Source organism: Verrucosispora sp. TAA-831 (genome assembly GCF_050780145.1).
Taxonomy (GTDB): domain Bacteria; phylum Actinomycetota; class Actinomycetes; order Mycobacteriales; family Micromonosporaceae; genus Micromonospora.
Genome location: NZ_CP192240.1, coordinates 1999336 through 2026234 on the forward strand (window position 1 = coordinate 1999336; position 26899 = coordinate 2026234).

25 protein-coding genes are annotated in these 26899 nt (G+C 73.2%); 10 read left to right on the forward strand and 15 right to left on the reverse strand.

Going from position 1 to position 26899, the window contains the following annotated elements; all coding sequences use genetic code 11:
* Positions 1-14 precede the first annotated feature (14 nt).
* Genes ACQVFL_RS09085 through ACQVFL_RS09095 form a run of 3 tightly spaced genes read left to right on the forward strand, consistent with a single transcriptional unit; the run spans position 15 to position 4080 of the window.
* A complete protein-coding gene (locus ACQVFL_RS09085; RefSeq protein WP_431729153.1) occupies positions 15-998 on the forward strand; it encodes an ABC transporter substrate-binding protein in 984 nt (327 codons plus the stop codon).
* A complete protein-coding gene (locus ACQVFL_RS09090) occupies positions 995-3103 on the forward strand; it encodes an iron ABC transporter permease (RefSeq protein ID WP_431729154.1) in 2109 nt (702 codons plus the stop codon). The genes ACQVFL_RS09085 and ACQVFL_RS09090 overlap by 4 nt, the downstream gene beginning before the upstream one ends.
* Before the next feature lie 38 nt (positions 3104-3141).
* The gene (locus ACQVFL_RS09095) at positions 3142-4080 is read left to right on the forward strand and encodes a siderophore-interacting protein (RefSeq protein ID WP_396691369.1); all 939 of its coding nucleotides are present in this window, start codon (positions 3142-3144) and stop codon (positions 4078-4080) included.
* Positions 4081-4091: 11 nt separating this feature from the next.
* Here the strand turns inward: ACQVFL_RS09095 and ACQVFL_RS09100 are convergent, their stop codons facing one another.
* Together ACQVFL_RS09100 and ACQVFL_RS09105 are read right to left on the reverse strand one after the other, a co-directional pair.
* The gene (locus tag ACQVFL_RS09100; protein WP_396691367.1) at positions 4092-4607 is read right to left on the reverse strand and encodes a 2'-5' RNA ligase family protein; all 516 of its coding nucleotides are present in this window, start codon (positions 4605-4607) and stop codon (positions 4092-4094) included.
* Between the two features lie 25 nt (positions 4608-4632).
* Positions 4633-5679: an NAD(P)-dependent alcohol dehydrogenase gene (locus ACQVFL_RS09105; RefSeq protein WP_396691365.1), complete on the reverse strand. Its 1047-nt coding sequence runs from the start codon at positions 5677-5679 to the stop codon at positions 4633-4635.
* A 125-nt stretch (positions 5680-5804) separates the two neighbouring features.
* Here ACQVFL_RS09105 and ACQVFL_RS09110 point away from each other — a divergent pair, with 125 nt between their 5' ends.
* Complete coding sequence (locus ACQVFL_RS09110; RefSeq protein WP_396691363.1) at positions 5805-6026, forward strand: hypothetical protein; 222 nt, start codon at positions 5805-5807, stop codon at positions 6024-6026.
* Positions 6027-6047: 21 nt separating this feature from the next.
* Here the strand turns inward: ACQVFL_RS09110 and ACQVFL_RS09115 are convergent, their stop codons facing one another.
* The 3 genes from ACQVFL_RS09115 to ACQVFL_RS09125 all read right to left on the reverse strand — a co-directional run bounded on the left by ACQVFL_RS09115 (position 6048) and on the right by ACQVFL_RS09125 (position 8507).
* A complete protein-coding gene (locus tag ACQVFL_RS09115; RefSeq protein ID WP_431729155.1) occupies positions 6048-6422 on the reverse strand; it encodes a hypothetical protein in 375 nt (124 codons plus the stop codon).
* 63 nt (positions 6423-6485) lie between these two features.
* Positions 6486-7127, reverse strand: coding sequence for a hypothetical protein (locus ACQVFL_RS09120; RefSeq protein ID WP_396691360.1), 642 nt, complete (start codon positions 7125-7127; stop codon positions 6486-6488).
* Between the two features lie 123 nt (positions 7128-7250).
* On the reverse strand, positions 7251-8507 hold the full coding sequence (locus ACQVFL_RS09125; protein WP_396691358.1) for a hypothetical protein: 1257 nt from the start codon (positions 8505-8507) through the stop codon (positions 7251-7253).
* A 341-nt stretch (positions 8508-8848) separates the two neighbouring features.
* Between ACQVFL_RS09125 and ACQVFL_RS09130 the strand changes: the two genes are divergently transcribed.
* Positions 8849-10906, forward strand: a complete 2058-nt coding sequence (locus ACQVFL_RS09130; RefSeq protein WP_431729800.1) for a DNA gyrase/topoisomerase IV subunit B — start codon at positions 8849-8851, stop codon at positions 10904-10906.
* A 28-nt stretch (positions 10907-10934) separates the two neighbouring features.
* A complete protein-coding gene (locus ACQVFL_RS09135) occupies positions 10935-13418 on the forward strand; it encodes a DNA gyrase/topoisomerase IV subunit A (RefSeq protein WP_431729156.1) in 2484 nt (827 codons plus the stop codon).
* Between the two features lie 54 nt (positions 13419-13472).
* Here the strand turns inward: ACQVFL_RS09135 and ACQVFL_RS09140 are convergent, their stop codons facing one another.
* The 8 genes from ACQVFL_RS09140 to ACQVFL_RS09175 form a co-directional block, all read right to left on the reverse strand.
* Complete coding sequence (locus ACQVFL_RS09140) at positions 13473-14108, reverse strand: alpha-ketoglutarate-dependent dioxygenase AlkB (RefSeq protein WP_431729157.1); 636 nt, start codon at positions 14106-14108, stop codon at positions 13473-13475.
* A 20-nt stretch (positions 14109-14128) separates the two neighbouring features.
* Positions 14129-15178, reverse strand: coding sequence for a PseG/SpsG family protein (locus ACQVFL_RS09145; RefSeq protein WP_431729801.1), 1050 nt, complete (start codon positions 15176-15178; stop codon positions 14129-14131).
* Positions 15175-15909 carry a cytidylyltransferase domain-containing protein gene (locus ACQVFL_RS09150; protein WP_396691354.1) on the reverse strand — a complete coding sequence of 245 codons (735 nt, stop codon included), beginning with the start codon at positions 15907-15909 and terminating at the stop codon, positions 15175-15177. The genes ACQVFL_RS09145 and ACQVFL_RS09150 overlap by 4 nt, the downstream gene beginning before the upstream one ends.
* Positions 15906-17714: a class I SAM-dependent methyltransferase gene (locus ACQVFL_RS09155; protein WP_431729158.1), complete on the reverse strand. Its 1809-nt coding sequence runs from the start codon at positions 17712-17714 to the stop codon at positions 15906-15908. Before ACQVFL_RS09155 ends, ACQVFL_RS09150 begins: the two co-directional genes overlap by 4 nt.
* Positions 17711-18544 (reverse strand): hypothetical protein, encoded by an 834-nt coding sequence (locus ACQVFL_RS09160; protein ID WP_396691351.1) that lies wholly within the window; start codon positions 18542-18544, stop codon positions 17711-17713. Before ACQVFL_RS09160 ends, ACQVFL_RS09155 begins: the two co-directional genes overlap by 4 nt.
* Before the next feature lie 9 nt (positions 18545-18553).
* Positions 18554-19702, reverse strand: a complete 1149-nt coding sequence (locus ACQVFL_RS09165) for a DegT/DnrJ/EryC1/StrS family aminotransferase (protein WP_431729802.1) — start codon at positions 19700-19702, stop codon at positions 18554-18556.
* A gap of 20 nt (positions 19703-19722) precedes the next feature.
* Complete coding sequence (gene pseB / locus ACQVFL_RS09170) at positions 19723-20715, reverse strand: UDP-N-acetylglucosamine 4,6-dehydratase (inverting) (RefSeq protein WP_431729159.1); 993 nt, start codon at positions 20713-20715, stop codon at positions 19723-19725.
* A 206-nt stretch (positions 20716-20921) separates the two neighbouring features.
* Positions 20922-21467, reverse strand: coding sequence for a GNAT family N-acetyltransferase (locus ACQVFL_RS09175; RefSeq protein WP_431729160.1), 546 nt, complete (start codon positions 21465-21467; stop codon positions 20922-20924).
* Between the two features lie 43 nt (positions 21468-21510).
* Between ACQVFL_RS09175 and ACQVFL_RS09180 the strand changes: the two genes are divergently transcribed.
* Genes ACQVFL_RS09180 through ACQVFL_RS09195 form a run of 4 tightly spaced genes read left to right on the forward strand, consistent with a single transcriptional unit; the run spans position 21511 to position 24337 of the window.
* Positions 21511-21762 carry an acyl carrier protein gene (locus ACQVFL_RS09180; protein ID WP_350695330.1) on the forward strand — a complete coding sequence of 84 codons (252 nt, stop codon included), beginning with the start codon at positions 21511-21513 and terminating at the stop codon, positions 21760-21762.
* A 41-nt stretch (positions 21763-21803) separates the two neighbouring features.
* Entirely contained in the window at positions 21804-23060 is a 1257-nt protein-coding gene (locus ACQVFL_RS09185) for an AMP-binding protein (protein ID WP_431729161.1), read from the forward strand.
* Positions 23053-23802, forward strand: a complete 750-nt coding sequence (locus ACQVFL_RS09190) for an SDR family NAD(P)-dependent oxidoreductase (protein ID WP_396691340.1) — start codon at positions 23053-23055, stop codon at positions 23800-23802. Before ACQVFL_RS09185 ends, ACQVFL_RS09190 begins: the two co-directional genes overlap by 8 nt.
* A 49-nt stretch (positions 23803-23851) precedes the next feature.
* Positions 23852-24337, forward strand: coding sequence for a hypothetical protein (locus tag ACQVFL_RS09195; RefSeq protein WP_431729162.1), 486 nt, complete (start codon positions 23852-23854; stop codon positions 24335-24337).
* Between the two features lie 270 nt (positions 24338-24607).
* Here ACQVFL_RS09195 and pseI read toward each other — a convergent pair whose 3' ends face one another.
* Positions 24608-25657, reverse strand: coding sequence for a pseudaminic acid synthase (pseI, locus tag ACQVFL_RS09200; protein ID WP_431729163.1), 1050 nt, complete (start codon positions 25655-25657; stop codon positions 24608-24610).
* Complete coding sequence (locus ACQVFL_RS09205; RefSeq protein ID WP_396691336.1) at positions 25654-26820, reverse strand: glycosyltransferase family 2 protein; 1167 nt, start codon at positions 26818-26820, stop codon at positions 25654-25656. The genes pseI and ACQVFL_RS09205 overlap by 4 nt, the downstream gene beginning before the upstream one ends.
* Between the last annotated feature and the right edge of the window lie 79 nt (positions 26821-26899).

The following is a 26899-nucleotide window of genomic DNA, read 5'->3' on the forward strand; positions in this document are numbered from 1 at the left end:
CGAGAAAGAACATCATGTCCCGTACCCGTGTCACGGCCCTGGTCGCCGCCGCCACCGCCCTGGTGCTGGCCGCCTGCGGCACCACCGAGAACACCTCCGAACCCGCCTCCACCCCCTCCGCCACGGGCGGGCCGGTCACCCTGACCGACAGCCGGGGCAAGGAGATCACGCTCGACAAGCCCGCCACCAAGGTCGTCGGCCTGGAGTGGGGCGAGGTCGAGATACTCGTCAGCCTCGGTGTCATGCCGGTCGGTGTCGCCGACCCCAAGGGTTACGCCACCTGGGTCACGGCCGCCAAGCTGGACGCCGACGTCAAGGACGTCGGCACCCGGGGCGAACCGAGCGTGGACTCGATCGTCGCGCTGGAGCCGGACCTCGTGGTGATGACGGACGACCGCGGTGCCGGCACGATCGCGCAGCTTGAGAAGTACATCCCGGTCGTCGTCACCAAGGGCAGCGACGCCACGGACAACCTCGGCCGGATGCGCGCCGACGTCAACATGATCGCCGCCGCGGTCGGCAAGACCGCCGAGGCGGAGAAGCTGCTCGCCGACTTCGACACCGCGATCGCCGACGGCAAGAAGAAGATCGCCGACGCCGGTGCCGCCGGCAAGCCGTTCGCCATCGCCGACGGTTGGAAGGAAGGCAGCACGGTCAGCATCCGGATGTTCGGCCAGGGCGCGCTCGTCTCCCAGATCGGCATCCAGCTCGGCCTGACCAACGCCTGGCAGGGCGAGGTCGACGAGGCGTGGGGCCTGGGCCAGACCGACGTCGAGGGCCTGACCGTGCTCAAGAGCCCGGACCTGCACTTCTTCTACAACGCCTCGGACGGCGAAGACGTCTTCGCCGACGGTCTCGCCGACAACGCCATCTGGAAGTCGCTGCCCTTCGTCCAGCAGGGCAACCTGCACCGGATGCCGGACGGGATCTGGACCTTCGGCGGGCCGCTCTCCGGCAAGCAGTACATCGACCAGTTCGTCAACACCTACGCGGTGTGACCACCCTGTCCGCACCCCCGCGTACGGAGCCGGCCCGAGGGCCGGCTCCGGCCGGGCGCGTCTCGGCCCCTCGCGTCGTCGGGGCCTTCGTCGCCGCCAGCGCACTGCTGCTGGTGGTCGCCGGTGTGCACCTCACCCAGGGCACCTCCGCCGTCGGCGCGCTCGACCTGCTGCGGCTGCTCACCGGTGGCGACGACGAGACGGTCCGGGTCCTGGTCGCCTCCCGGGTGCCCCGGCTGCTCGCCGGGCTGGCCATCGGTGTCGCCCTCGGCTTCGCCGGCGCGGCCCTCCAGTCGATCGCCCGCAACCCGCTGGCCTCGCCGGACACGCTCGCCGTCAACGCCGGCGCGCACCTGGCCATCGTCTCGGTCTCCGCGTTCGGCATCGCGCTGCCCGCGCTGCCCGCCGGTGGCCTCGCCTTCTGCGGCGGGCTCGCGGCGGCCGGACTGGTGATGGCGATGTCCTCCGGCGGGCAGGCCGGCACCACCCGGCTCATCCTCGCCGGTTCGGCGACCGCGATGGCGCTCAGCTCGGTGACCATGCTGCTGCTCCTGCTCTTCGAGCAGGCCACCATCGGCCTGTTCGCCTGGGGCAACGGCTCGCTGGTGCAGAGCGACCTGAACGCGCTCACCCAGCTCGCCCCGGTGCTCGGCATCGCCGTCGTGGCACTGATGCTGCTCGGGCACCGCCTCGACATCCTCGCCCTCGGCGACGACACCGCCACCGTGCTCGGCCTGGACGTACGCCGTACCCGGCTGATCGTCACGGTGCTGGCCGTGCTGCTCGCCGCCTCGGCGGTGACCCTCACCGGGCCGGTCGGATTCGTCGGTCTCTGCGCGCCGGTGATCGTCCGACTGCTCGGCTCGGTGGTGCCCGGCGTGCACCGGCACCGGGTGCTGCTGCCGCTCTCCGGCATCGCCGGGGTGATCATCGTGCTCGGCTCCGACGTGCTGCTGCGGGCCGTCATGGGCGGCCAGGCCGGGGTGGACATCCCCACCGGCGTGGTGACCACCCTGCTCGGCGCGGCCGTGTTGATCTGGCTGGCCCGGCGGCACCGCGACGCCGGACCGACCCGTCGTCCGCCGGGCGGTCACGCGGCCGTACGCTCCGCCGCCTTCCACCGCACGGTGCTCGTCGTGGCGGCCACCGTCACCGGCGCGGCGGTGCTGCTCGGCATGCTGTTCGGGGACACCTGGGTGCTGTTCGGCGACATCGTCAACTGGATCAACGGCAACACCGGGCCCGCGTACACCTTCGTGCTGGACCAGCGCTGGCCCCGGGTCGCCGCGGCGATGCTGGCCGGCGCGGCACTGGCCGTGGCCGGCACCACCGTGCAGGCGGTCTGCCGCAATCCGCTGGCCGAGCCCGGCATCCTCGGCATCACCGCCGGAGCCGGCCTGGGCGCGGTCTCGCTGCTCACCTTCGTGCCGCTGGCCGGGGTGTGGGCCGTCTCCGGGGTGGCCGGGCTGGGCGCCATGCTCGCGTTCGCCCTGGTCTACGGTGCCGCGTGGCGCGGCGGGCTCAGCTCCGACCGGTTGGTCCTGATCGGGTTCGGGGCCTGGCAGGGCGGCATGGCGATGATCACCTTCATGATCGTGGCCTTCGACCCGTGGAACACCGGCAAGGCGCTCACCTGGCTCTCCGGCTCCACCTACGGGCGCACCGCCGCCCAGGTGCTGCCGGTGGCGATCGCGCTGCTGGTGCTCACCCCGGCGGTGGTCGCCGCCCGCCGCGAGCTGGACCTGATGACGTTGGACGACGACACCCCCCGGGTGCTCGGCGTCCGGCTGGAACGGACCCGGCTGATCGCCCTCGGCGCGGCGGCGCTGCTCACCTCGACCGCCGTCTCGGCCGTCGGTGTGATCGGCTTCGTCGGCCTGGTCGCCCCGCACGCCGCCCGCGCGCTCGTCGGTGGACGGCACAGTCGGGTCCTCCCGGTCGCCGCGCTGCTCGGCGCGGGACTGGTCAGTCTCGCCGACACCCTCGGCCGCACCGTGATCGCTCCGGCACAGATCCCCGCCGGCCTGGTCACGGCCATGATCGGTACCCCGTACTTCGTCTGGCTGCTGTGGCGTTCCCGCGCCGCCGCGCCCCGATCCCGGTGACGCGCCGCCGCGCCACCGGTCCGCACCAGAGAGGCACCATGACCCACACCCTGCCGATCACGCCCTGGCGGCTGTTCGCCGTCGAGGTCCGCGCGGTAACCCGGCTCAGCCCCTCCTTCGTCCGGGTCACCTTCACCGGCCCGGACCTGGACCGCTTCGCCGACAACGGCTACGACCAGCGGATCAAGCTGGCGTTGCCGCTGCCCGGCCAGCGTGGGGCGGACCTGCCGCACGGGCCGGACTGGTACGCGCAGTGGCGGGCCCTGCCGGAGCACCTGCGCAACCCGATCCGCACCTACACCGCGCGAGCGGTCCGGCCCCATCTCAACGAGGTGGACGTCGACCTGGTGCTGCACGGTGACTCCGGCCCGGCGACCCGGTGGGCGCGGCGGGTACGCCCCGGCGACGAGATCGCCATCGCCGGCCCGGACGCCGGGTACGACGGCGACCACGGTGGACGGGAGTTCCGTCCGCCGTCCACCGGTCGGCTGCTGCTCGCCGGGGACGAGACGGCGGTGCCGGCGATCGGCGGGATCTGCGAGCGGCTGCCGTCCGACGCCCGGGGCCGGGTGCTGCTGGAGGTGCCGTCGGCGGCGGACGCGCTGCCGCTGGTGGTGCCGCCCGGCGTCGAGGTGACCTGGCTGTCGCGCGACGGTGGGCCGTACGGTGCCCGACTGGTCCCCGCGGTGGCCGCTGCCGCCGAGGACCTGCTGGCCCGGGCGCTGCCGGTCGGGGCGGGCGTGTCCGGGGCGTACGCGTCGGGCGGTCAGCTCGTCGACGACGTGGACGTGGACCGCGCGATCCTCTGGGAGGTGCCCGACGCGCTGCCGTCCGCGCCGCTGTACGCGTGGCTGGCGGGGGAGGCGGGTGTCATCCGTACCCTGCGCCGGCACCTGGTCACCGAGTGCGGCCTGGACCGGCGGGCGGTGGCCTTCATGGGCTACTGGCGGCACGGCCGCGCCGACCCGTCGAGCTGAGCCCCGGCGCGTCAGGACAGCGGGTGCGAGATGCCCCGGGCGTGGTCGGTCAGCGCCGCACCGATCACGGTGGCCTCCAGCGGCAGAACCTCCAGGCAGCGGCGGACCGCGATCGCCATCAACGTGTTCGGCACCCGCATGGACAGCGTGCAGTGCGGCACCCAGCGGTCCGGCCGGTAGTGCTCGACCAGCCCGACACCTGCGGCGGTGAGCCGGTCGTGCACCAGCCGGTGGTGCGCCAGCAGGTCCGTGGTGGGCACCGGCCCCAGCCAGAGCACCCGGCCGACGAACTGGCCGGCGTGCTGGAACGACAGCCGCAGCGGCGCCGCCACGACGGTGCCGGTCAGCGCCGCCGCCACCTGCTCCGGGTCGAGACGCGGCGCGACCGCCAGCGAGACGTGCGGCCGGTGCCGCTGCTCCAGCAGGGACCGCATGCTCTGCACCCCCTCGGCCTCCAGGGCGTCCCAGAGCACCCGGATCCGGCGGGTGGCGACGGTGTCCAGATAGAGCTCCAGCGCGGCGACCACATGATCACTGTAGGCGGGCCGGCCCTCACGGCACGATGACCGCCCGGCCCTCCAGCGTGCCGTCCTGCATCCGGCGGTACGCCTCCAACGCGTCGGTTAGCCCGAACGTGGTGGTCTTCGGGCGGACCAGACCGCGTGCCCCCAGGTCGAGCACCTCGATCAGCTCCGGTCGGCTGCCCCAGTAGGTGGTCTGCACGCTGGCCTCGTACGGCACCGTGAAGAAGCCCACGGTCAGCGAGCCGCCGCCGATACCCACGATGGTCAGGTCGCCGACGGTCCGCACCACCGAGACGGCGAGCTTCAGGGTGGGGTCCGCGCCGACGAAGTCGAGCACCACGTCGGCACCCCGGCCGCCGGTCAGCGTCCGGATCTCGTCGGCAGTGCCCGCCCCGGACTTCAACGCCAGGTCCGCGCCGCACTCCTGCGCGAGCCGCAACGCCTCGTCCCGGGTGTCCACCGCGACGACCCGGGCGGCGGTGGTGGCCTTGAGGATCTGCACGCCCACGTGCCCCAGGCCGCCGATGCCGATCACCACCGCCGTGCTGCCCGGCACCAGCTTGGGCCAGGACCGACGGATCGCGTGGTACGGGGTCAGCCCCGCGTCGGTCAACGGCGCCGCCTGCACCGGGTCCAACCCGTCCGGCAACGGCACCACGTGCCGGGCGGCCGGCACCAGCTCGTACTCGGCCATGCCACCGTCCAGGCCGAGACCACCACCGCCACCGGGCACCGGCGCGGCGGCCGGGTTCTCGCAGTAGTTGTCGGCGCCGACCCGACAGCGGGCACACACACCGCAGCCCCACGGCCCGTACACCGCGACCGGCTGGCCCACCTCCAACCCGGTCACCCCGGCGCCGAGAGCGTGCACCCAGCCGGCGTTCTCGTGCCCCAGCACGAACGGCGGCCCCCAGGGCAGCGTGCCCGAGTCGAAGTCGTGCATCAGGTGCAGGTCCGAGTGGCAGGCCCCGGCACCACCGATCTTCACCACCACCTGGCCGGGGCCGGGTGTCGGCTCGTCGATCTCGACCAGTTCCGGTTCGCTCTTCCAGGCGGGCAGCCTCAACGCGCGCATCTGTCGCCTCCTTCGTCCACCGGCTGCCTCCCCGGCCGACGCCCGGACAAACCCGAGGGCGGACGGCGTGCCCCATCGGTTGCCGATCCGGGCGACCGGTCCCGCTGGCCACCGCCCGGCTGGCGATGATCCGGTTTCACGGGCACAGCACCGCCTGGGACGGCGGCGACAAGGAGGAACGTTTCCGCTACGCCTACGGCGACGAGGAACTGCGCCGCTGGTCGGAGCTGCTCACCGACCTCGCCGGTCAGGTCGACGAACGCACGTGCTGTTCAACACCTGCTGCGCCGGCCAGGCCCAGCGCCGCGCTGCTCGGCGTGAAGGCGGCCCGGTCCGTGCCGTCCTGACCGGACGGCACGGACCGAAACTCAACCGTGCCAGGAGCCCTCGGTGTGCATACCGGTCGCCTCCTCCAGCGCGTTGTCCGGCAGATCCTCGCCGGCCACGTCGTCTGGGAACGGCCGCCTCGCCGGGGCCGGGTCCGGTGGTGCGCCCGGTCCGGCCTCGGGCGTACGGGTCGGCTCCACCGACCCGAACCCGTGCCGTCCCTCGGGCCGCTGCGGCGACCCGTCCGCCGCCCGCCGCTCGCCCCGTCGTCCCTCGGGCACCGCGGTCTCCTCGCTGCCCTCGTCCATCGGCGAGTGCTCGCCCGCACCCCACGGCGGGTCGGCGTCGAAGCCGTCCGTGGTGCCCCAGGGCGCGACGCTCTCCGGTCCCCGGTCCTGCCTGTCCCTGTCGCTCATGGCCACCTCGCCTGTCGGTACGCCGGCGGTCGCGGTCGGTGCGCGCGTCGTGCCGGTCGGCCGTCAGCGGCCGTTCATGGCCATGTGCCGCCGAACCGCGTGCATGGCCGCCATCCCGCCGGCACCCTTGCCCATCCGGCCCGGCGCATGTGCCAGGCCGTTGGCCCGGCCGAGGATCCCGCGCAGCACCTGCCCGGGCTTCTGCTGCTCACCCATGTACGCGGTGACCACGATCAGCGCCCCGGTCAGCGCCGGGATGGCCCACTGGAGCATCCGCAACTGGCGCTGGCTGGCGGCCACGTGCGCCGGGGTCTGCCCGTTGGGCTCGGTCACGCCCTGCACCGACGTCGTGCCGGCCTTGGCCAGACGCATGCCGAGCAGCCGGCTGTAGCCGGTCACCGCGAGCGCGCCGACGGTCAGCGCGGTCTTCACCGTGCTGGCCCGGCCGACGCCCCGCTGGGCGGCCATCCGCGGGCTCTCGGTGACCAGCTCGCCGACCGCACCGGCCAGGTGCGCGCCGATCGCGGCGGCGTTGACCGGGGTCCACCGGGTCCAGCCGGTCGAGGCCGTCGAGAGCCGCTTGGTCGAGTCGTCGATGCGGGCCGCGGCGCCGTTGACGCCGAACGCTCCCATCAGGGAGCCGCCGAACCAGGCCGCCAGGCCCAGGTCGTGCATCGATCGCAGTGCGGTGTGACTGTCAGACATCAGGTCCCCCTCCACCGTGTCGGGCGCTGCGGCTTACCCCGGTCCGCACCGGCTAATCCACGCAGGGCGCGGGGCCGCCCCGACGCGCGGGTGGTCGCGTCGGGACGGCCCCTCGGGGGTGGTTCAGGAGACGCTGATCGTGCCGTTCGAGGCGCGTACGCAGGCCACCGATCGGGCGGCGGTGGTGGCCGCGCCGGTCAGGCACTGCCCGAGCACCTGGTGTCCGGCGGCGTTCGGGTGCCACGACTCCTGGCAGGTCTGGAAGTAGGTCACGCAGGTGTTGGCGATCCGCTGAATGGCGATCTTGTCCTTGCCGGAGAGGCTGGTGACGAAGGTGCCGTTGGGCGGGTTGTCCTGCAACCGGATCGGGGTGGCCAGAGTGCCCGTCGGGCTGTTGGTCCGCTCGCAGAGCCGGGCGCCGTCGAAGGCCCGCTGCACGTTGAGGTAGACCAGGTCGACGTCGGGGAACTCGGCGGCCAGCGTGCTCCGGGCGGAGCTGACGATGGTGCCGAGGCCCTGCGAGAACCGGTGCCCGGGCGCCAGGCTGGCGCGGTGGATCGGGCAGCCGGCCGCGTACCGCTCGGCACCCAGCGCGCGGAACTTGTCCCGGGTGTCGTCCCGGCTGTCCTCGGAGTGGTATCCGGCCTCCAGTTCCAGCGGCAGCGGGTTGGTGTAGTCCTGCAACACCACGCGGTGCTGGCCGTCGGCGTCCACCTCGCGCAGCGTGGTCAGGATCTGCCGCACGGCCGCGGTGGTCTCGGCGGTGGCGGCGGCGAGTTGCGCCGGGGTCGCCAGGTCGGCGTCGGTGCACGGCTTCTGCTCCACCGGCCCGTTCAGGTACGCCCAGAACTCCCACCAGCCCGTCCAGGCGTCGGCGATGAACCGGTTGGCGCACTTCTCGGCGACCCCGCCGAAGGTGAACGAGCTGTTGTTGGAGCCGAGACCGATCAGCACTAGGTCGATGTCGTGGGTCTGGGCGACCGTCCGGAGCTGGTCGAGCTGCGCGGCGACCTGACGCCCGTTGGCGCGGGCCGACGAGGCGGCGGCGATGTCGTGCGGCTGCCCACCGGAGCAGGCCAGGTTGAACCGGGCCTGGATGCCGGGCAGCGACGCCTGGTGCAGCGAGGCGTTGCCGGACCGGTGGCAGAAGAAGGCGTCACTGTTCGGCGCCGTCCACCCCGGGAAGCCCCGCGCGACGCCGGTCGAGTCGGCCACCGGCTGGTAGGCCCCGGCGCCTTCGCCGCTGATGAAGCTGTCGCCGAGGGCGACCGCCGCGGTGGGTGGAGCCGCCCCGGCGGGGGCGGACGCGGCGACGGTGGTGGTGACGGCCGCTGTGGCGATGGCCAGGGCCAACGCGGCGGTACGACGCAACCCGGACATGGCTTCCCCATCCGTTCATGGAAATATGAAAGATCCTCTAGAACGTGATGACATCACGCGGGTGTGACGCACGTCAACCATGGGAAACATGAGTGGCACCGGGACGCCAGGGACGCCGGAGGCGTACGCCCGCACCACGCGCACCGGGGGCCGGGCATAACGCCGGACACCCGGACGTTGACCGCGGCAAGGTCCACCAGCAGCGCCGCCACGCGGCGTGCCGCGTGGGTGTCCGCTCGGCTTGTCGGGGCGTGCGGCTACGCTCGCTGCGGCGTGCCCGCGCCGGGCCGACCGCCGACGGTGCGGTGCAGCACATCGCCGAGACCGGGGAGTACGACCAGTTGACCGCAGAGCCTGAGACCCTGTATGGGGCCGACGACCTCACCCACCTCGAGGGGCTGGACGCCGTCCGCAAGCGTCCCGGCATGTACATCGGTTCCACCGACAGCCGTGGCGTGGGCCACCTCGTCAACGAGATTCTCGACAACTCCACCGACGAGGGTGTGGCCGGTCACGCCACGAAGATCGAGGTCATCCTGCACCCCGACGGCTCGGTGCAGGTCGACGACGACGGGCGCGGCATCCCCACCGACGTGCATGCCCGCTCCGGCATCTCCGGCGTCGAGCTGGTCCTCACCCGGCTGCACGCCGGGGGCAAGTTCGGCGGCTCCGGCTACAAGACCTCCGGCGGCCTGCACGGTGTCGGCGCCTCGGCGGTCAACGCGCTGTCCCGCCGCTTCGACGTCACCGTCCGGCGGGGCGGCAAGGTGCACACCATGTCGTTCCGGCACGGTGTGCCCGGCATCTTCGACGGCGACGGACCGGACGCCTCCTTCGCCCCCGGCCCGGGCCTCCAGATCGTCGGCGCGGTCAAGCGCAACCAGCGCACCGGCACCTCGATCCGCTACTGGTACGACCCCCGCTACTTCGAGACCGGCGCCGCCCTCGACCACGACGCGGTCCGGGCCAAGCTGCGCCACACCGCGTTCCTGGTCCCCGGCGTCAGCTACACCCTGCGCGACCTCACCGGCGAGCAGCCCACCGAGGAGCGGTTCCACTACCCGAACGGGCTCACCGACATGGTGGAGTTCCTCGCTCCGGGCGGCGACCGACCGGTCTCCGGCACCCTGCTGGTCACCGGCGAGGGGACCTACCGCGAGAACGCCGCCGACGCCAACGGCGTGATGCAGTCCAACGTGCAGCGGCGCGCCGAGATCGAGGTGGCCTTCCGCTGGGGCACCGGCTACGAGCGCACCGTCGAGTGCTTCACCAACACCATCCGCAACGCGCACGGCGGGACCCACCGCAAGGGCTTCGAGCGGGCGCTGGCGCGTACCCTCGCCGACGCCGTCCGCAACACCCGGGGCCTGCTGAAGGCCAAGGAGGACGCGCCCACGCTGGACGACGTCCTGGAGGGCATGACCGCGGTGGTGCACGTGCGGGTGCCCGAGCCGCAGTTCACCTCGCAGACCAAGGACGAGCTGTCCACCGCCGGTGTGGTCAAGGTGGTGCAGGGCCTGGTCGAGCAGCACGTCAAGTCCTGGCTGGACGACCGTAGGACCAAGACCGAGGCCCGGACGGTCCTCCAGAAGATCGTCGACGCGGCCCGGGTGCGGCTGACCCAGAAGCAGCAGAAGGACGCCGCCCGGCGCAAGACCGCCCTGGAGGGCGCGTCCATGCCGCCCAAGCTGGTCGACTGCCGGGCCGCGGGTATCGACAGAAGTGAGCTGTTCATCGTCGAGGGCGACAGCGCATTGGGCACCGGGCGACTTGCCCGTTCTGCGGAATATCAGGCGCTTCTGCCGATCCGGGGCAAGATCCTGAACGTGCAGAAGGCCAACCTCCAGCAGGTGCTGGACAACGCCGAGTGCGCGGCGATCGTGCAGGTCCTCGGCGCGGGTTCGGGGCGTACCTTCGACCTGTCGTCGCTGCGCTACGGCCGGGTGCTCATCATGGCCGACGCGGACGTCGACGGCGCGCACATCCGGACGCTGCTGATCACCCTCTTCGCCCGCTACATGCGCCCGCTGATCGAGTCGGGCCGGCTCTACGCCGCGATGCCGCCCCTGCACAAGATCACCACCAAGGGGCGCAACCCCGAGACCATCTACACCTACACCCAGGCGGAGATGGAGGCGACGGTGCGCAAGCTGGCGTCGGCCGGCAAGCAGATCGTCACGCCGGTGCCGCGCTTCAAGGGTCTCGGTGAGATGGACGCCGACGAGTTGTGGGAAACCACGATGAACCCGGCCACCCGGTCGGTGCGCCGGATCACCATCGACGACGTCGACGCCGCCGAGCGGATCCTCGACCTGCTGATGGGGGAGAAGGTCGAGCCGCGCCGCAACTGGCTGATCGACTCCGCCGACCGCGTCGACCGCGACGCCATCGACGCCTGACCACCGGTTCCGGAAGGAAAGCTGAGCCATGGCACGCCGCAAGGACACCAAGGTCGACCACTCCGCGTTCGACCGGGCGGGCGCGCGGATCGTCGACAACCCGCTGGTCACCGAGGTCTCCGACTCCTACCTGGAGTACGCCTTCTCGGTCATCCACTCGCGCGCCCTGCCGGACGCCCGGGACGGCCTCAAGCCGGTGCACCGGCGCATCCTCTGGTCGATGTACGAGCAGGGCTACCGGCCGGACCGGGCGCACGTGAAGTCGGCCCGCATCGTCGGCGACACGATGGGTAAATACCATCCGCACGGCGACAGCGCCATCTACGACGCGATGGTGCGGTTGGCGCAGGACTTCTCGCTGAACACCCCCCTCATCGACGGGCACGGGAACTTCGGGTCCCCGGACGATGGACCGGCAGCGGCGCGTTACACCGAGGCGCGGATGTCACGGGAGGCGATGCTGCTCGTCGGCGAGTTGGGTGAGGACACCGTCGACGTCGAGCCCAACTACGACGGCTCGCTGACCCAGCCCACCGTGCTGCCGGCCGCCTTCCCCAACCTGCTGGTCAACGGGGCCTCCGGGATCGCGGTCGGGATGGCGACGAACATGATCCCGCACAACCTCGGCGAGGTCGTCTCGGCGGCCCGCTGGCTGATCCGGCACCCGACCGCCACGCTCGACAAGCTGATGGAGTTCGTGCCCGGTCCCGACCTGCCCACCGGTGGCCTGCTGCTCGGCCTCGACGAGGTGCGTCGGGCGTACGAGACCGGGCGTGGCGTGGTGCGGATGCGCGGCAAGGTGGAGATCGGCCCGCTGGAGGGCAGCCGGGGACGGCAGGCGATCACCGTGGTCGAGCTGCCGTACGGGGTGGGCGCGGAGAAGGTCATCGCGGCGATCACCAACGAGGTGAACAAGACCAAGCGGCTGACCGGCATCGCCGACGTCAAGGACCTGACCGACCGGGAGAGCGGCACCCGCCTCGTGGTGGAGTGCAAGGTCGGGGTCAACCCGCAGGCGCTGCTCGCCGACCTCTACCGGCTCACCCCGCTGGAGCAGTCCTTCGGCGTGAACAACCTGGTGCTGGTCGACGGCCAACCGCGCACCCTGGGGCTCAAGGAGCTGCTGGAGGTGTTCCTGGCGCACCGCTACGAGGTGGTGACCCGGCGCAGCTCCTACCGTAAGCGCAAGCGGGAGGAGCGCCTGCACCTGGTCGACGGCCTGCTGATCGCGCTGCTCGACATCGACAAGGTGGTCAAGCTGATCCGGGCCAGCGAGGACGCCCAGGCGGCCAAGAGCGGGCTGATGCGGCAGTTCAAGCTCTCCGAGATCCAGGCGACCTACATCCTGGACACGCCGTTGCGCCGGTTGACCAAGTACGACCGGCTGGAGCTGGAGGCCGAGCAGGAGAAGCTGCGCGGGGAGATCGCCGAGCTGTCCACCATCCTGGACGACGAGAACGTGCTCAAGAAGGTCGTCTCCGACGAGCTGGCCGCGGTGGTGAAGCAGTTCGCCGCGCCGCGCCGGACGACCCTCGTCGACGGCGACCTCAAGGAGGTGCTGGCGGCGTCCGTGCCGGCCGGGCCGCTGGAGGTGGCCGACGATCCGTGTCAGGTGATCCTGTCCGCCACCGGGTTGGTGGCGCGTACCGCCGCGGAGTCGGAGGAGGCCGCCGAGGGGCGGCGTCGGCACGGCCGGGTCAAGCACGACGCGGTACGCGCGGTGGTGCACTCCACCGCCCGGGGCCGGGTGCTGCTGGTGACCAGTGCGGGGCGGGCGTTCAAGGTCGACGTGCTGCCGCTGCCGGTGTTGCCGGAGCAGGCGGGCACGGTGTCGTTGCGTGGCGGGATGTCCGCCGCCGAGCTGGTGCCGCTGGCGCCGGGGGAGACGGTGGTGGGGCTGGCGCCGCTCGGTGCGACCGCCGAGGGCTCGTCCGGTCTGGCGTTGGGCACCCGGCAGGGTGTCGTCAAGGTCTGTGCCCCCGACTGGCCGGTGCGTTCGGACGAGTTCGAGGTGATCGGGCTGCGCGCGGGCGACGAGGTGGTCGGGGCGACCTGGCTGACCGACGGCGCCGAGACGTTGGCGTTCCTGACCAGCGCGGCGTCGCTGTTGCGTTTCCCGGCGGGCACGGTGCGTCCACAGGGGCTCAAGGGTGGCGGCATGGCGGGCATCGCGCTGCCGGGTGACGCGCAGGTGGTCCACTTCGGTGCGGTACGCACCGACGATCCGGAGCACGGCGAGCCCATGGTGGTCACCTCCACCGGGGCGACCGTGAAGGTGACGCCGTTGGCGGCGTACCCGGTGAAGGGGCGGGCGACCGGCGGGGTGCGGGCGCAGCGGTTCCTCAAGGGGGAGACCGACGTGGTCGTGGGCTGGATCGGTCCGCGTCCGGTGGGCTCCACCGCGAACGGGGAGCCGGTGGAGTTGCCGGCCGCCGATCCGCGTCGGGACGGCTCCGGTTTCGCCGTGATGCTCGGCCCGACGGTGGTCGGTCACCAGATCGACCGCGACTGACCGCGTCCCGGTCGGGCCCGTCGCGTCGGCGGTCGGGCCCGTCCCGGGGGTCGGTCAGGCGACGCCGGCCGGGCGGAACTGGACGCTGACCCGGGGGCCGACCGGTCGGGCGGTCTTCGGCACCGCGTGTTCCCAGGTGCGTTGGCAGGAGCCGCCCATCACGACCAGGTCGCCGTGCCCGAGCGGGAAGCGTAGGGCGGTGCCGCCGCCGCGCGGGCGCAGCAGGAGTTGGCGGGGCGAGCCGAACGAGACGATGGCGACCATGGTGTCGGTGTGCGCGGAGCGGCCCAGGGTGTCGCCGTGCCAGGCCACGCTGTCGCGGCCGTCGCGGTAGAGGCACATGCCGGCGGTGACGAAGGGTTCGCCCAGCTCGTCGGCGTAGTGCCGGGTCAGCGTCTGGCGGGCGGTGGTGAGCACCGGGTGGGGCAGTGGGCGGTCGGCGGCGTACCAGCAGAGCAGGCGGGGCACGTCGACCTCGGTGTCGTACATGGTGCGGCGTTCGGCCCGCCACGGCACGTCCCGGCGGAGCACGTCGAGGACCTGGTCGGAGCCGTGCACCCAGCCGGGCAGGTGGTCGACCCAGGCGCCGTGGCTCAGCGGGTGTCGGCGCAGCCGCCCGGCCAGCGGGCCGAGGGCGGGGGGCGCGTCGGTGACGTCGAGCATCGACGGTTGGTACGCGGCCTGCGACATGAGGCCACCCTAGCAGGGGTTTAGTACGCCTGTGCGATCCACTGGTGGTCGAGGGCGTCGAGCACCGCGTCGACCACCCGGCCCCGGCCGCGCCCGTCCACGGCCGCGTGGGCGCGGGCCGAGAGGGCGGCCCGGCGGACGTCGCTTTCGAGCAGTTCGTCCAGGAGTCGGACGGCGGCGGTTTGGGCGGTGTCGTCGGCGACCAGGTCGGGCAGTTCGCCGAGCCCGGCGGCCAGCCCGGCGGCGACCACCCGGTGGTAGGACTCGCGTTGGTTGTCCACCACGCAGACCAGCGCCGACGGCGCGCCCAGGCAGCACAGCTCCCAGGTCGACGTGCCGGCCGCGCTGACCACCAGGTCGGCGGCGGCGATCAGGTCCGGCAGGGCGTCGGTGGGCGGCACCGGCCGCAGCGACTGACCCGGTCCGGTGCGCAGCGCGGTGAGTCGCCCGGTGATCTCGGGCCGCCCGACGACGGCGGTGAGCGTCATCGGCCGCCCGGTGGCGATCAGCAGTTCGGCCAGGACCGGTGCCGCTCCGGCCGCGTCGGTGCCGCCGAAGAAGGCCAGCACCGAGGGCCGGTCCACCCGCGTCGGGCGGGGCGTCGCCGGGCGGGCGGTCAGCACCGAGTCGCCTAGCAGGGTGTACGCGCTGCCGGCCAACAGCCGCCCGGTGCGTACCGTGAGGTCGGCGCCGACGTTCTGGTCCAGGAACAGGTCGGCGTCCTGTCCCCGGGTGTCGCCGTCCACGACGGCCAGGGTCAGCACCCCGGCCTCGCGGAGCGCACCGGCGCAGGCCGGGTCGAGGTCGTACGAGTCGAGCACCAGCACGTCCAGGTCGTGCCGTCGGGCCGCGCGGACCAGCGCGTCCGGGGTGTCCGGGCCGGGGTGCAGCGGGATGCCCCGGGCGGCGAGTCGACCGGCCGCCCAGTCGACGCCGGTGACCGTGCCGAAGACCTCGACGGTGGCGCCCCGGGCCAGCAGTTCCTCGCCGAGGGCGAGACAGCGCACCAGATGCCCGACGCCGCGTTGCGGGTCCGCGTCGCAGCGCAGACCGACCCGTACCGTGCTCAGCATTCCTCCAACCGCTTCTGCCGCACCTCGGCGTTGAGCGCCCGCAGCTCGGGTCGTCCGTCGAGCCAGTCGGCGAGCGTGGCCAGCGGCACGGCGACGTCACCGAAGTGTGCGGCCACGGCGCTGACCACCTGCCAGTCCGGCTCGGTGTCGAGGGTGAGCCGCAGCCCGGACCGGTCCGGTGTGAGGGTGACCCCGAGCACCCGGAAGCGCTCCGGATGAGCGTACGCGTACGAGGTGACGTGCACCCGGTCATGGCCGGTGGCGAGCTTGTCCACGGTCCGTAGCGCCTCGGCCCGAATGATCTCGACGTCCAGGCCGCGCGGCAGCGTACGGGCGATCGACGTGCTGGCGTAGTCCAGGCCGGGCACGGCCCGGTACACCGAGGCGACCAGCCGGACGATCTCCGGGTCCAGCAGCGGGCAGTCGGCGGTGAACCGCATCACCGCCTCGCCCGGGTGCGCGTCGAGCGCGCCGACGAAGCGGGACAGCACGTCGTCCACCGGTCCCCGGTGCCAGGCCACGCCGAGCCGCTCGCACTCGGCGACCACCGCGTCGTCGCCGGGGTCGACGCTGGTGGCCACCACCAGGTCGGCGAGGACGCCGCTGTCCTGCGCGGCACGGACCACCCGACCCAGCACACTGCGTCCGGCGAGTGGGCGCAACACCTTGCCGGGCAACCGTGTGGAGCCCATCCGGGCCTGCACCACGCCGACGAACCGTTCGGTCACGACCGCTCCGTCCGCTTCGGTTCCGGCTGCCGGGGGGCCAGCGCGGCGCGGGCCCGTCGCTTGGCGGCCCGTGCGCCCCGCCGGGCCAGCCGGGCCGGGGTGATGGCGAGGCGGCCCACCTTGTAGCTGAGCGAGCCGCTGAGCAGGTTGACCGTCGCCTCGGCCCGACGCAGCGCGCGTTCCCGCGAGGTGAGCAGTTCCTCGGTCCAGGCCAGCAGCGCGGCCATCCGGGTGTTCTCCTCGCGCTGGCGTCGCCACGCCTCGTGGAGCTGCTGGTAGCTGCGCGGGCCGGACGGCGGGTCGGTCGGGGTGACCGCGCGCAGGTGGGCGTCGAGGTCGGCGCGCCCGGCGGCGTCCAGGCCCCGCTGTGCGGCACCGAGGGCGGCCTCGGTCTCCACCGCCGCGTCCACCACCGTGCGGTCGAAGTCCCGCCCGGCCACCCCGCCGAGCACCACGGTCAGGCCCGCCACGTCGAGGGTGGAGGTCCACGGGTGGGCGTACCCGCCGGTGACCAGCTCGGTGGCGAAGCGCCACAGCGTGCGGGCGAGCACCACGTCGACCGGCAACGGGTCGTCGGCCCGCCAACTCGGATCGAGCACCGCGAAGCGGTCACCGGCGACGACCAGGTTGTCCGCCCCGGCCAGCGCCGCCGCCCCGCCGAGCCGACCCTGCTCGGCCTGCCCGGCGAGCCAGTCGGCGTATCCGCGCAGCAGGTGACGCAACCGGCCGGTGTCGCGACGCAGACAGCCGTCGAGCAGCAGGGTCCGCAGCAGCCGCCCGTCGGGGACCGGCCAGTCCGGTGCCGCCGGGTCGCGGTGGGCGGCCCGTCGGCTCGCGTACGGCGCGGTGGCGGGTGTGGTCCGTCCGGTCGGTGCCGTGCCGTGCCACCGCCAGCCCGGTGGACCGTCGAGCACCTGAAGGACCGGGCCACCCGTGCCGTGGGCGCGCACCAGCGCCACCGGCAGTCCGGCGGGGGCCGGACCGCTCCCGGCGGTGTCGGTGACCCGTTGGGCGAGCACCAGCCAGCACGGGGCCAGCTCGACCGCCCGGCCGGCGTGCAGCGCGTCCACGGCCAGCCGGGCCGGGTCGGCCAGCACGAACCGGCCGTCGAACCCCTCGGTGCAACTGCGCTGCAACAGCGCGTCGAAGAGTCCGGAGTCGGTGTGCCGGGTGAGTCGGTCGGTCGCCAGCAGCGCGGTGGTCAGGTCCGGGCGGGGGTATCCGGCGTAGCAGCCGCCCGCTCGCAGCCCGGCGTCGGCCAGCCTCGTCCGGAGTTGGTCCAGGGCGGCCGGACGGTCGGGGTCGAGTGCCCCGCCGACGGTCCACGCGGCGTCGGCGCGGTCGGCGTACCAGGGGGAGTCGGCCACCAGTCGGTGTACGCCGAGCGGGTTGTCCAGCCGCAGCAGCAGCGTCCCGCCGGGGCGTACGGCCGCCGCCAACCGCCGCAGCCGGGCGTCCCACCCGAACCGGGGGCCCTCGACCGACTCGATCGCGTCCAGCCCGGCGGCGGCGAGCACCAGGTCGTACTCCTCGTCGGCGGGTAGCCCCGCCACACCGGCCACCACCACCCGGTCGACCTGTCCGGCGAGCGCCGCCGCGTCGGGGTAGCCGCGCAGCAGCGCGGTGACCCGGGTGTGTGCCAGCGCGTCCAGGACCGCCGGGTCGTGCGGCCCGGCCAGCAACACCCGCGCGTCGTCGGGCACCAGTCGGGCCACCAGCGTGGCGAGCGGGCCGGCGTCGGCGGCCTCGTCGGACCAGGTCGGCATCTCGCCGCCGGGCAGCGTCACGGCCGTCTCGGTCGTCACGTCGTCTCCTCGTCCGGGTTCGCCCAGCCCAGCAGTTCACGCAGGGCGGTGGGCGGGTAGCGGTGGTCGGTGCCCAGTTCGGCGCGGGTGATCTCCACGGCGGTGGCCAGGTGCAGGTGTTCGCCGTGCAGCTCCGGCCACTGGCGGCGGATGCGGGCGGTGCCGCCGAAGGTGGGGTCCTCGTCGGCCAGCGTCATCGGGTCGCCGTACACGGCCGGTTCGCACCCGGCGGCGATGCCGTAGAAGATGGCGCTGGTCAGCCGGTTCGACGCCACGCGCCGGTGGCGGCGTAGTTCGTCGAGCTGCCGGTCCAGGAACAGCGGATCGGTGTCCTTCCACCAGTGCCCCCGGTAGCCGTGGCAGACGACCCGGAACCCGGCGTTCTCGTAGAGTCGGCGGACCCGACGCATCCGGTGCTCGTGCCAGTACAGGCAGACGGTGACCGGGCCGGGCTCGGTGTCCCGGATCCGGGCGATCAGCTCCCGGTGGTCACCGGTGACGTGCTGCCCCTCCCAGCCGTGGAACGGGTACCAGATGGTGCCCTCCCGTTCGGGCGCGGGCTCGGCGGCCCGCGTCGCCAGCAGGTACGCGAAGGGCGCCCCGATCACGGTGACGTTGCGTCGCCCCACCGACCAGGCGCGTCGCCGGGTCTGCTCGGACCAGAGCAGGCTGGGGGCGCGGTCGGCGTACGGGTGGCCGGGTGCCAGCCCGTCGCCGATGTTCCAGCCGTGCTGCACGTACCCGTCGATCCGGGGCGGATGCCCGTCACCCAGTCCGGCGTAGCGGGCTAGCACGTGCGCGTGCCCGTAGAAGTGGTTCGCGTGGTGCATCGGGTCCTCTCAGGCGGCCGACCGGACCCGGGCGCCGCGCAGCGCCGCGGCGAGCGTGTCCACGACCCGGTCGACATCGGCGTCGCGCAGGCCGGGATGGAGCGGCAGCGACAGTTGCTGGGCATAGAACGCCTCCGCGACCGGGTGTGCGCCGCGCCGGTGGCCGAGGTCGGCGAAGACCGGGTGCCAGTGCACCGGGATGTAGTTGACCTGCACGCCGATGCCGGCGGCGCGCATCCGGTCGTACACCTGTCGACGGCGACCGTCGCGCACCCGGATCGGGTACAGGTGCCAGGCCGGTGCGGCCCAGTCCCGCCGACCCGGGACGAGCACGCCGGGCAGGTCGGCCAGGGCCTCGTCGTAGCGGGCCACCAACTCGGCCCGGCGGGCCAGGAACGCGTCGAGGCGGCGCAGTTGGCTGCGGCCGAGCGCGCAGAGCACGTCGGGCAGCCGGTAGTTCAGCCCGTACGAGTGCACCTCCTGGTGCCAGCCGCCCTCGTCCGGCCACCGCTGCTCGTCGCGCTCCCGGACCAGCCCGATGTTGCGGAACCGGCGGGCCCGGGTGAGCAGCTCCGGATCGCCGGTGACGACCGCGCCGCCCTCGGCGGTGGTCATGTTCTTGGTGGGGAAGAACGAGAACGTGGTCACATCGGCGAGCGTGCCGACCGGCCGACCCCGGTAGGCGGCCCCGATCGAGTGCGCCGCGTCGGCGAGCAGCGTGGCACCCGTACCGTCGATCGCGGCGCGCAGCGCGTCGTAGTCGGCCGGATGGCCGGCGTAGTCCACGGCGGTGACGACCTTGGTCCGCTCGGTGACGACGGCGGCCAACGCCGCCGGGTCCAGCGTGTACGTCTCCTCCTCGACGTCGGCGAAGACGATCCGCGCGCCCAGCGCCAGCGCGCTGCTCGCGGTCGCCACGAACGTCGTCGGCGGCACGACCACCTCGTCGCCGGGGCCGACACCGGCCGCCGCGTACGCCACGTGCAGCGCCGCCGTGCCGTTGGAGACCGTCGCCACCCCGGCGCCGCCGGCCCACCGGGACAGCTCCGCCTCGAACGCGGCGACCTCGGGGCCGGTGGTGAGCCAGTCGCTGCGCAGCGCGGCGACCACGGCGGCGACGTCCTCCTCGGTCACCGACTGCCGACCGTACGGCAGCATCGCACCGGTGTGGTGAGACGTCATGCCGCGAGGGCGGTGAGGCCGAGCATGGCGCGCACCTGCGGCACGGTGAGCCACTCGTCGTTGGTGTCCGACTGGTACGCGAACCCGTCCGACACCGGCTCGCAGCCGACCGGCGGCTGGTAGCCCCAGGTGGCGATGGTCGGCTGCACGATGAAGCGGTCCTTGGCGATCAGCGTCCGGCGACTGTCGTCCGGGGCGATCATCTCCTCGTGCAGCTTCTCGCCCGGGCGGATGCCGACCTCGTGGGTGGTGGCGTCCGGGGCGACCGCCTCGACCAGGTCGAGGATGCGCATGCTGGGGATGCGCGGCACGAACAGTTCGCCGCCCTGCATCTGGTCGAACGAGTCCAGGACGAACTGCACCGCCTGGTCCAGCGTGATCCAGAATCGGGTCATCCGCTTGTCGGTGATCGGCAGGCTGCGGCCCTCGGCGGCGAGGCGGCGGAACAGCGGCACCACCGAACCCCGGCTGCCGACCACGTTGCCGTAGCGCACCACCGAGAAGCGGGTGGGGTGCGGGGCCGCGTAGTGGTTGGCGGAGACGAACAGCTTGTCGCCGACCAGCTTCGTCGCGCCGTACAGGTTGATCGGGCTGGACGCCTTGTCGGTGGAGAGCGCGATGACCTTACGTACGCCGGCCTCGATCGCCGCGTCGACGACGTGCTGCGACCCGGTGATGTTGGTGGCGATGAACTCCGACGGGTTGTACTCGGCGGTGTCGACCTGCTTGAGCGCGGCGGCGTGCACCACGTGGTCCACCCCGTGCATGGCCCGGGTCAGCCGGTGCCGGTCCCGGATGTCGCCGATGAACCAGCGCAGTCGCGGGTCGTCGCCGAGCTGCTGACGCAGCTCGTACTGCTTCAGCTCGTCACGGGAGAAGACCACCACCCGGGCCGGGTCGACCTCGTGCAGGAGGTGCCGGAGGAAGGTCCGGCCGAAGGAACCCGTGCCCCCGGTGACGAGGATGGACGATCCGTTCAGCTCGCTCAATGTGGTGCTCCCGTGGTCGTCGGTGAGCCGGCGACGCCACAGCCGGCCGGGTGGGAACGCTAGGGGCGATGGGTTAACAGGTCGACGCCCTGCGGTTAACCCGGGCCGCTCGGGCCGTGAATGGCGGGCACTCTCGGGCCCGTTTCCGCCGAGGTCGGGAACAATTGTCGAACGTCTCGTGAACGCGACCTGGACGGCGCGTCGAATCAGCGCCGACGGCGGTTGTCGCGGTGCAGTGAAATGGGGATTACGATGATTTCCCGACCGTCGTGCACCTCGACGCGCCCGACGCCCTCCACGAACCGGAAACGACGGTTCATCCGACGTACCACGGTGTTGTGGGCGAGTACCTCGCCATCGAGCCGGTCCAGGGCCAGCACGTCGAAGGCGTACGCGACGGCCGCCCGCATCACGGCCAGCCAGGCGGGCAGGGTGGCTCCCCGCCCGGCCAGCCCCTCGGCGTCCAGAAAGAACCCCCACGACCCGGTACGCAAACCGTCGAACCGCAGGTCGAAGAAGGTGACCGTGCCGGCGGGCACGCCGTCGTGCAGGTAGGTCAACACCCGTCGGGCGGGGTCGGTGCGCACCGCCTCCCACCACCGCCGGTGCTCCTCGGCGCTGATCACGTGGTCGGTCTTGCTGACCTGTCGATTGACCGGGAGATTACGCCAGGACAACATCAGGTTAACGTCGTCTCCGGTGGCGTCTCGCAGCACGTACCGCTCACTTTCTGTTCGTATTTCCGGGGTCATCGGGCACCCTAATCACGATTCGTCGGGCTGTACACTCCGCCGCATGACGGAATTGAGTCGCGCGCAGATTCGCGACCTCATGGGGCAGGTGCTGGCCAACCAGGGCAAGGCGCTGCCGGACGACGACGCGGCGGATCTGCGGGAGATCGGTTTCCGGTCGCTGGACTTCTCCGAGCTGGCCCTGCGGGTCGAGGACGTCACGGGGGAGGAGTTGAACTTCGACGCCCCCGGGTTGCGGCGCATCGCCACCGTCGGCGACGTGCTGGACTTCCTCGCCGACCTCGCGCGGCAGTGAGCGTCCGCGTCCCCGCGCGCCTCGGGTCGTGCCCGGCCGGCGTGGACAACCGCGTGGTGGTCGGCGGCAGCGTGCTGACCTGGCGGGACCTGCCCGAGCCGGGGCTGCCGGACCCGGTGGCGGTGCTCGCGCACTCCGCCCGTGACGCGCTCGCCGCAGCCCGGCACCACGCCGTGCACGGCACCGAGCTGCTGCTCGCCGGGGCCGGGCGGGTCGACGCCGGGCTGCGGGACGAGCTACGGGCCGCCGGGTTCGCCCTGACCGCCGCCGATCCGACGGTGTTCGGAGACCAGGCCGTCGTGGGCGGGGACGGGACCGTCGTCCTCGTGCCGACCCGCCCCCGACCGGCCGAGCCCGGTCGGCTCTGGCTGCTGACCTCCGGCACCACCGGTCGACCGAAGCGCGTTGGGCACACACTGGAGTCGGTGACCACCGTCCGGGGCGCCCAACCGGGCCGCACCTGGCTCTGCCCGTACGCTCCCGGCACGTACGCCTGGTGGCAGGTGGTGACGCTGGCGCTGACCCAGCCCGGACAACACCTGGTGCTGGTGGAGCCGGAGCAGCTCGACGACTGGCCGGCGCTGGCCGCCGCACACGGTGTGGACGCCGCCTCCGGTACGCCCACCTTCTGGCGTCGGGCGTTGCACCGCGACCCCGAGGCGCTGGCCCGGGTGCCGCTGCGTCAACTCACCCTCGGCGGGGAGCCGGTCGACCAGGCGGTGCTGGACCGGCTGCGGGAGGTCTTCCCGGCCGCCCGGATCTCCTGGATCTACGCCTCCTCCGAGGTCGGCGCGGCGATCGTGGTGCACGACGGACAGGCCGGGTTCCCGGTCGAGTGGCTGGACCGCGCCGCCCCCGGACGCCCCACGATCGGGCTGCGGGACTCCGAACTCGTGGTCACCTCGCCGTACCACGGGGTCGGTCTGGCCGGGCCGGTCCGCACCGGGGACCGGGCGCAGGTGGTCGACGGACGGGTGCTGATCACCGGGCGGCTAGACACCGACGAGATCAACGTGGGCGGCAGCAAGGTCTCCGCCGGACTGGTCCGCGACGTGCTCACCGCCCATCCCCGGGTGGCCTGGGCCCGGGTCACCGGCCGACGCGCCCCGCTGCTCGGCCACATGGTCGTCGCCGAGGTGGTGCCCGCCCCACCGGTGCCCGACGCGACCGGACCGGACCTCGACGAGGCGGCGTTGGTGCGGTGGTGCACCGACCGGCTGCCCGAGTACGCCGTGCCCCGCCGGATCCGGTTGCGCGCCGAGATCCCCGTCAAGGAGACGCTGAAGAGCGATGTCTGACACCCCCGTTCCCGTCCCACCGTCCACCGTGGTCCTCGTCTCCGGCGGCTCCCGGGGGCTGGGGCTCGCCATCGTCACCGACCTGCTCGACGCCGGGATGAGGGTGGCCGCCTTCGCGCGTACCGTCACCCCGGAGCTGGCGAAGCTCGCCGAGACCCATCCGGACCGGGTCCACGCCGACTCGGTCGACCTCACCGACCGGGCCGCCACGCAGGCGTTCCTCCGGGCGGTGGAGGCCCGGCTCGGGCCGGTCGACGGCGTGGTCAACAACGCGGCGGTCGGACAGGACTCGCTGCACGTGCACACCGCCGACGCCGACATCGCCCGGATCGTCGAGACCAACCTGACCGCGCCGTTGCAGCTCACCCGCCTCGCGGTGCGGCGGATGCTGGCGCAGGGGCGGCGCGGGCGGATCGTCAACGTCACCTCGATCTGCGCGCAGCGCGGCTTCCCCGGCCTGGTCGCGTACTCCGCCACCAAGGGCGGGATGGACGCCGCCACCCGGTCGCTGGCCCGGGAACTGGGCGGCCGGGTGCTGGTCAACGCCGTTGCGCCGGGCTTCTTCGCCTCGGAGATGTCGGCGGTGCTCGGGCCGACCCAACTGGACCAGATCGTGCGCCGCACCCCGACCGGTCGTCTGACCGAGCCGCACGAGGTGGTACCGGTGGTGCGGATGCTGCTGCGCGACCAGACCAACATCAACGGCCAGGTCATCGCGGTCGACGGTGCGGCCTCGATCTGATCCGGGCACTTCCTCCGCCCGCGTCGCCGTCGGCGCGGGCGGACCGTCGGTGGCCGCGCTCCTCGCCGCCGCGCCGCGACACCTACGCGTCGCGTCGGTGACCGATTCGGGCGACGCCGTCACCCGCAGCCATCTCGCCGACGGACGCTGCGTCGGCTGGTACGCGCCGCCTATCCCGGGCTGGCGGGTCGCGATCGACGCCGAGTACGCCGCCGCCGAGGTGCCGCCGATGCTGGCGCACCGCTTCGGCATCTCGGACTTCTGGGCCCGGTGGACCCGCACCGAGTGCGTGGCCAAGCTCGCTGACGTGCCGATGGTCGCCGTGTGGCGACGGTACGGCCTGAACATGCCGACCGGCACCGTCCGGCTGTGGCGCACCCTGGTCCTCAGCCCCTCGGGCTTCGCCGACGAGGCCGGCTCGGCGGACCGGGCTGCACTGGCCGACCTGGTCGTCACCGTCGCCTTCGCCGTCACCCCGGGCCTGCCGTCTCCCGGCTTGGGCTTGCCGTCTCCCGGCTTGGGCCTTTCGAGCTGAACCGTCTGTGCCGTCGACGCCTGCGACCGCCTCGCCCCATCCGATCGAGTCCAGGCGGCCTGCCGGGTCGCGGCATGTCGCCCGCCATCGCTCCGGGGTGGGTAGATCTGCTGTCGCCCCAGCGACAACAGATCTACCCACCCTGCGTGGTGCGGGCCGCCGGGCGCCGCGCGTGGTGCGGGCCGGCCGTGGCGCGGGCCGGCCGTGGGTGGGGCGTGGTGCGGGACGCTGCAACGGCCGCGCCGGGTGCCGAACGGTGACGGCCGACTGTCAGATCAGGTCCCAGCTCAGCGGCGTGCCCCGGGCGACGTCGGTGGTGAAGCGGCGACCGAGGACCCGGTCGATCTCCACCGGGTGCAGTCCGCCGGTGGGCCGGATCGAGCGTACGGTGGCCGCCGTGACCTCGTCCCCGGCGCGTACGTCGGCCACCACGTAGAGCGAGCGGCGGAACCGTAGGCCCTCCCGCTCGGCGGGGGTGGGGCCGACGGCGGTGCCGCCGAGTGCCGCGTACGCCCGCTCCGACTCGACCACCAGCGCGGCCAGCTCGGACGGGTCGAGGGAGAAGTCGGAGTCCACGCCGCCGTCGGCGCGGTCCAGCGTGACGTGCTTCTCGACGAAGCAGGCCCCGAGCGCCACCGACGCGAGGGGCACGCCGATGCCGGGCGTGTGGTCGGAGAGACCGACGGGCACCCCGAACGCCTCGGCCAGCACCGGAATGCGGCGCAGGTTGCTGTCGGCGGGCGGCGCCGGGTACGAGGCGGTGCAGGCCAGCAGCACGATCCCACCGGCACCACCGTCGCGGGCGGTGCGGACCGCGGCGTCGATCTCGGCCAGCGTGGCCATACCGGTGGAGATGACCATCGGCTTGCCGGTGGCCGCGACGAGCCGGATCAGCGGCAGGTCGACCAGCTCCGACGAGGCGATCTTGTACGCGGGGGCGTCCAACTCCTCCAGCAGCTCCACGGCCGAGGGGTCGAAGGGGGAGGAGAAGACCGTCAGGCCGTGCTCGCGCGCCCGCTCGAAGATCGGCCGGTGCCACTCGTACGGGGTGTGTGCCCGCTCGTAGAGCCGGTAGAGGTTCTGCCCGCCCCACAGCTCGTGCCCGCCGGAGATGCGGAACGCCGGGGTGTCCACGTCGATGGTGATCGTGTCGGGTCGGTACGTCTGAAGCTTGAGCGCGTGCGCGCCGGTCGCCGCGACCGCGTCCACGATCGAGAGTGCCCGGTCCAGGTCACCGTTGTGGTTGCCGGACATCTCGGCCACCACGATGGGGCGCTCTCCGGCGCCGACCAGGTGCGGGCCGATCTTCAAGGTGGTCATCGTGATCCGTTCTGGCGGCTCCGCACCAGCGCGCGGGGCGGTGTGGGGTCCGGCGTGCCGTCGGGCGGGGCCGGGGACGCGGCGGACGCCGCGGCGGTCGGGGTCGGTGCGGTGGGCGTGGCCGGGGCGGCGGGCGCCGCAGCACGCAACCGGGTGGCCAGCCGGTGGGCCCGGCGCAGCGCGGCGTACGCCAGGTAGCTGTCCCGGCCGACGAGGCGGTGTTTGAACCCGGCCACCCCGCCGGGGCGGGGGTACCCGCGCTCCGGCAGGTACCGGCGGTAGTGCTCGGCGACCCGCCGGAAGAAGTCGCGCCGCAGGTGCGGGTGCAGTCGGTCGTCGTTGCCCACCACCACCAGGAAATGGTTCACCATCAGGTCGAACAGCTCGCTGTGCCAGCGCCCGTCCGGAAACCGCTCCTGCCGCCAGGCGAAGAGCCGGTCGTACTGGTCGAAGGCGTCGAAGTGCCGACCGCTGCGGGTCGAGGTGATGGCGCCCTGCCGGCCCTGGCGGTAGAGGTAGCAGACCCGGTCCAGCACCGAGATGCGCTCCGCGCCGATCAGCAGCGGGTGGCTGAACGGGATGTCCTCGTACCAGCCGGGGTGGAAGCGCAGCCGCAGCGCGGCCAGGAACTCGCGGCGGACCACCTTGTTCCAGGCGGTGTGCTGCACCCGCAGCAGCCGGGGCCGGTCGGCCAGCCGCAGCACGCCGGGGGTGTCCCGCAGCAACCGGCTGCTGGGGTCCACCTCCTGGCGGCCACAGTCGTGCACCCGCAGGTGGTCGATCATCATCGCGTCGGGGCGGTCCGCCCGCAGCCGGTCCAGCACCGCCGGGATCGTGCCCGGCGGCAGCCAGTCGTCACTGTCGACGAACCACACGTACCGGCCGGTGGCCACGTCCAGCCCGGCGTTGCGGGCCGGGCCGAGGCCGACGTTGGTGCTCAGGTGCCGCACGCGTACGCCCGGATGCTCGGCCGCGTACGCGCGCAGCAGGTCGCCGCACCCGTCCGGCGAGGCGTCGTCCACCGCGACCAGTTCCACCTCCGCGGCCCGGTCGGCCGGGACGTCGCCACGGATCGAGTCGAGGCACTGTCGCAGGTACGCCTCGACGTCGTAGACGGGTACCACGATGCTCAACAGCGGCGCGTGCGTCGGCGCAATGACCACGCCGCAACCTTCGACGGCGCGGATGGACGGCCCTGGAACCCGACGTGGCCGACGGTGGTGGAGTGTTTGAACAGCCGAA

Coding starts and splice junctions, on each gene's coding strand:
- ACQVFL_RS09085 (WP_431729153.1), top strand. CDS start 15: ATGTCCCGTACCCGTGTCACGGCCCTGGTCGCCGCCGCCACCGCCCTG.
- ACQVFL_RS09095 (WP_396691369.1), top strand. CDS start 3,142: ATGACCCACACCCTGCCGATCACGCCCTGGCGGCTGTTCGCCGTCGAG.
- ACQVFL_RS09105 (WP_396691365.1), bottom strand. CDS start 5,679: ATGCGCGCGTTGAGGCTGCCCGCCTGGAAGAGCGAACCGGAACTGGTC.
- ACQVFL_RS09110 (WP_396691363.1), top strand. CDS start 5,805: ATGATCCGGTTTCACGGGCACAGCACCGCCTGGGACGGCGGCGACAAG.
- ACQVFL_RS09115 (WP_431729155.1), bottom strand. CDS start 6,422: ATGAGCGACAGGGACAGGCAGGACCGGGGACCGGAGAGCGTCGCGCCC.
- ACQVFL_RS09120 (WP_396691360.1), bottom strand. CDS start 7,127: ATGTCTGACAGTCACACCGCACTGCGATCGATGCACGACCTGGGCCTG.
- ACQVFL_RS09125 (WP_396691358.1), bottom strand. CDS start 8,507: ATGTCCGGGTTGCGTCGTACCGCCGCGTTGGCCCTGGCCATCGCCACA.
- ACQVFL_RS09135 (WP_431729156.1), top strand. CDS start 10,935: ATGGCACGCCGCAAGGACACCAAGGTCGACCACTCCGCGTTCGACCGG.
- ACQVFL_RS09140 (WP_431729157.1), bottom strand. CDS start 14,108: ATGTCGCAGGCCGCGTACCAACCGTCGATGCTCGACGTCACCGACGCG.
- ACQVFL_RS09160 (WP_396691351.1), bottom strand. CDS start 18,544: ATGCACCACGCGAACCACTTCTACGGGCACGCGCACGTGCTAGCCCGC.
- ACQVFL_RS09165 (WP_431729802.1), bottom strand. CDS start 19,702: ATGCTGCCGTACGGTCGGCAGTCGGTGACCGAGGAGGACGTCGCCGCC.
- ACQVFL_RS09175 (WP_431729160.1), bottom strand. CDS start 21,467: ATGACCCCGGAAATACGAACAGAAAGTGAGCGGTACGTGCTGCGAGAC.
- ACQVFL_RS09180 (WP_350695330.1), top strand. CDS start 21,511: ATGACGGAATTGAGTCGCGCGCAGATTCGCGACCTCATGGGGCAGGTG.
- ACQVFL_RS09190 (WP_396691340.1), top strand. CDS start 23,053: ATGTCTGACACCCCCGTTCCCGTCCCACCGTCCACCGTGGTCCTCGTC.
- pseI (WP_431729163.1), bottom strand. CDS start 25,657: ATGACCACCTTGAAGATCGGCCCGCACCTGGTCGGCGCCGGAGAGCGC.